Source organism: Trichloromonas sp. (genome assembly GCF_041583255.1).
Lineage (GTDB): Bacteria > Desulfobacterota > Desulfuromonadia > Desulfuromonadales > Trichloromonadaceae > Trichloromonas.
Genome location: NZ_JBFHGD010000281.1, coordinates 1 through 3557, shown reverse-complemented (window position 1 = coordinate 3557; position 3557 = coordinate 1). Strand labels below are relative to the sequence as shown.

The window sequence follows — 3557 nt, the reverse complement described above, 5'->3', positions numbered from 1 at the left end:
GTGTTGAGTACCGCCTTCTTGCCTTTGAACACCTCCCGGTAGGGTTTGAGTTTTTCTTCCAGTTTGGCTTCTTCGCGAGCGGTCAGTGCCTTGGTCCGTTCGATCAGGCCGGCATCCCCCAGCGCTTCGGCGATGGCGAGCAGGCCGGCGCTGGTGTCGCGCTTGCCGTAGAAAGAGAGGGAGATCTGCGGGATGCCGTATTGCTCTTCCATCTTGCGGGTCAGCGAGATCAGCGACTTGGCGCAGACGATGACGTTGAGCTTGGCCCGGTGGGCGGTGCGGATTTTGGCGACCCGGCCGTCGCCGGAGAGGGTGGAGAGGATGCGGATGCCCAGTTCGTCGAGCAGGTGCGAGTACTGCCACATGTCGCCGGTGACGTTGTACTCGCCGATCAGGTTGATGTCGAAGGGGGTTCTGGTCTCCGGCTCGGCGGTGCCAATCAGGCTGGCCAGGGCCGCCTCGCCGCCGAGCCGGCTGCCGAGGTTCTTGCTGCCGACGAAGCCGGGGGCATGTACCGGCACCACCGGCAGGCCGAATTTTTCTGCCGCGTGAGAGCAGACCGCGTCGATGTCATCGCCGATCAGGGCGGTGACGCAGGTGGCGTAGACGAAAATCGCCTCGGGCGTATAGTGCTCCATGATGTAGGTGATGGAGTCGAGCAGCTTCTGTTCGCCGCCGAAGACCACGTCGTTGGTGGAGATCCCGGTGGTGAAACCCATCTGGGTGTGGTCGCGCCCCTCAAAGCTGGTTTTAGTGGTGCGGGTTTCCCAGGAGGCGCCGAGGCAGGTGATCGGGCCGTGCACCAGGTGGGCGGCGTCGGCATAGGGAAAAAGGGAGATCTGCGCCCCTTCGAAGGCGCAGCCGCCGGTGGTCGCGCCCGGAGTCGGGGCGTTGCAGGCGGCTTTCTTGGTTTTATTGTGTTCGCAGGCGCTCTCGTCGAGCAGCTCTTTGATTTTCGGTTTGCTGGCCAAGGCCTGATCCTTTCTGAGTGGGTTCAGAGGTCAATCAGTCCCTGCGCGTCGTTGGGAGGGAGTTTGAAAACAGGACAGCGGTGTCTCTGTCCGCAATAATTGCAAGAGTCTCGCCAGCGATTCTTTTTTCCTCCGGACCGCTCGTTTGGTAAACCCGGTTTTGTTCTGTATGTCCCTTGAAATAATACAAAATTTTCCGATGGTTCTATTTTGTCGCCGGGGAGTCGGGGGTTGGGGAACGGTTGCTTTTGGTGGCGGGGACGGTGGGTGCAGGAGGAGGAAACAGGCAGGGATTTGTGTTTATGCCTAAAGTATGTGCATATTTGTTGCGGCGATAGGGTGCCAAAGGGAGGGGATACGGAGTTGCTGATAATTTTTGCAGTGCTGGGTGGCGGGCTTCTTGCTGGTTTTTGCTTGGGCGAGAATGGGCATGAAGCTGATTGGCACACCTGATGCTTTGTTCAGGGTTCAGATCGGCGTCACAGCGTAGTGCGCTTAATATCCTGGCAACGAGGCCCCGTGGTTCAACCGCGGGGCTTTTTTATTTGCAGTATCGAAAGTACGATACCCAGGTTGGCCCAATATATGCTAAGATCCATATGCTTTGGGGGAATGAAAAGGAATCTGCACATGTTCAGGTCGGTTGCGTTTTGTTTTTTGCTGTTGCTGTCGCATTCGTTGGCCCTGGCCGGCGAGGTGCGCATCTCTGCCGCCGCCAGCCTGACCGACGCGCTGACCGAAATAACTGAAATCTACGGCCGACAGCAGGCGCAGGTGGGCTTCGTCCGCAACTTTGCCAGTTCGGGCACCCTGGCCAAGCAGCTGTCCGCCGGGGCGCCGGCCGATATCTTCATCTCGGCCGATCCGAAGTGGATCGATTTTCTCCGCGGGCAGAAGCTGGTGGCAACGGACAGCATCCAGGTGTTGACCCATAACCAGCTGGTTTTCGTGACCGGTCCTGAAGTGCCGGCGGTTTCCCTCGAAGAGCTGCCGAAACTCGAACGGATTGCCATCGGCAGCCCGGACAGCGTTCCCGCCGGCCAGTATGCCCGCCAGGCGCTGAGCGCGCTGGGACTCTTTGATTCCTTGCTGGCGGCCGGCAAACTGGTCTATGCCAAGGACGTGCGGCAGGCGCTGATGTACGCCGATCGCGGCGAGGCGGACGGTGCGTTTGTCTACCGCACCGACGCCCTGCTGGCCCGGAATGCGGCCATCCGCTTTGTCGTTCCGGCGGATTTATATCCGGAGGTGACCTATCCGATGGCACTGACCCCGGCCGGAGCGCAAAACCCCGAAGCGGTGGCCTTCTTCGATTGCCTGCAAAGCGCCGAGGCTCGGGCCGTGCTGTCGAAGCACGGATTTGTGGTGAAATAGGCAAAAAACCGGCGCACTCAATGCCGCAAGCTCGCAGAGAAAGAATTTATGGCTGGATTTACCTGGCGTCTTTGCGTCTTGAGTGAGCAAAGCGAGCGGGCGTGAGCCGATTTTGACTTTAAAAAGGATGTTATGTTTGAACTGACCCCCGCAGATTATCAGGCCATCTGGCTGTCGACCAGGGTCGCCATCGCGGCGACGTTGCTGTCGCTTCCTTTCGGCTATGCCGTGGCCTGCCTGCTGGTCTTCTCGCGGGTGCGCGGCAAGGCGTTCATCGACGGGCTGGTCAACCTGCCCCTGGTGCTGCCGCCGGTGGTGGTCGGCTACCTGCTGCTGCTTTTGTTCGGTGAGCGCGGCTGGCTCGGGGCGTTGCTCAAGTCGTGGGATATCCGCATCATTTTTACCTGGAAGGCGGCGGTGCTTGCCTCGATGGTGGTCGGTTTTCCGCTGCTGGTCCGCTCGATCCGGCTCGGCCTGGAAGGGATCGACGAGAAACTGCTGCAGGCCTCCCGCACCCTGGGGGCGCACTGGTACGACACCCTCTTCTCTGTGGTTATTCCGCTGTCCGGCCGCTCGGTGCTGGCCGGGGCGACCCTGATGTTCGCCCGCAGCCTCGGCGAGTTCGGCGCCACCATCGTCATCGCCGGCAACATCCCCGGGGTGACCCAGACCATCCCGCTGGCGATCTACGACTACACCAACACGCCGGGCGGCGACCGCATGGCGTTGGCGCTCTGTGCCGTGTCCATTGTCCTCTCCTTTGCCGTGCTGCTGCTCAACGAAGGGCTGCTGCGTCGCTTCAGTCGGCGGAGGCAGCCATGAAATTGGACATTTCCCTGCGCAAGCGGCTCGGTGATTTTACCCTCGACGCCGGCTTCGTCACCCATGCCGACCGGGTCGGCATCTTCGGTCGTTCGGGGAGCGGCAAGTCGACCCTGGTGCATATGATCGCCGGTTTGATCACCCCCGATGCCGGGCGTATCGAGCTGGACGGCGAACTGCTGTACTGTTCGGAGTCGCGCATCTGTCTGCCGCCCGAGCGGCGGCGCATCGCCGTGGTCTTTCAGCACGCCCACCTCTTTCCTCACCTGTGCGTCAAGCGCAACCTGCTCTACGGCTATAAGCGTACCCCGGCAGCGTTACGCAAGATCGACCCGAAAGACCTGATCGAGGTGCTCGATCTCGGCGGATTGCTTGACCGTCGTGCCGACG

General features: G+C 60.8%; 4 protein-coding genes. 3 read left to right on the top strand and 1 reads right to left on the bottom strand.

Annotated features, from left to right (window positions below; translation table 11 throughout):
* Window positions 1-971 (bottom strand): nitrogenase component 1 (locus ABYV89_RS15590; RefSeq protein ID WP_432823856.1); only part of this gene is annotated, 971 nt, incomplete at its 3' end.
* 630 nt (window positions 972-1601) lie between these two features.
* On the opposite strand from ABYV89_RS15590, the gene modA reads away from it, so the two are divergent.
* From modA to ABYV89_RS15575, 3 genes are all read left to right on the top strand, one after another.
* Window positions 1602-2345: a molybdate ABC transporter substrate-binding protein gene (gene modA, locus ABYV89_RS15585; RefSeq protein WP_432823855.1), complete on the top strand. Its 744-nt coding sequence runs from the start codon at window positions 1602-1604 to the stop codon at window positions 2343-2345.
* A 132-nt stretch (window positions 2346-2477) separates the two neighbouring features.
* Window positions 2478-3167 (top strand): molybdate ABC transporter permease subunit, encoded by a 690-nt coding sequence (gene modB / locus ABYV89_RS15580; RefSeq protein ID WP_432823854.1) that lies wholly within the window; start codon window positions 2478-2480, stop codon window positions 3165-3167.
* The coding region (locus ABYV89_RS15575) for an ATP-binding cassette domain-containing protein (RefSeq protein WP_432823853.1) at window positions 3164-3557 on the top strand (394 nt) is incomplete at its 3' end. The genes modB and ABYV89_RS15575, both read left to right, overlap by 4 nt.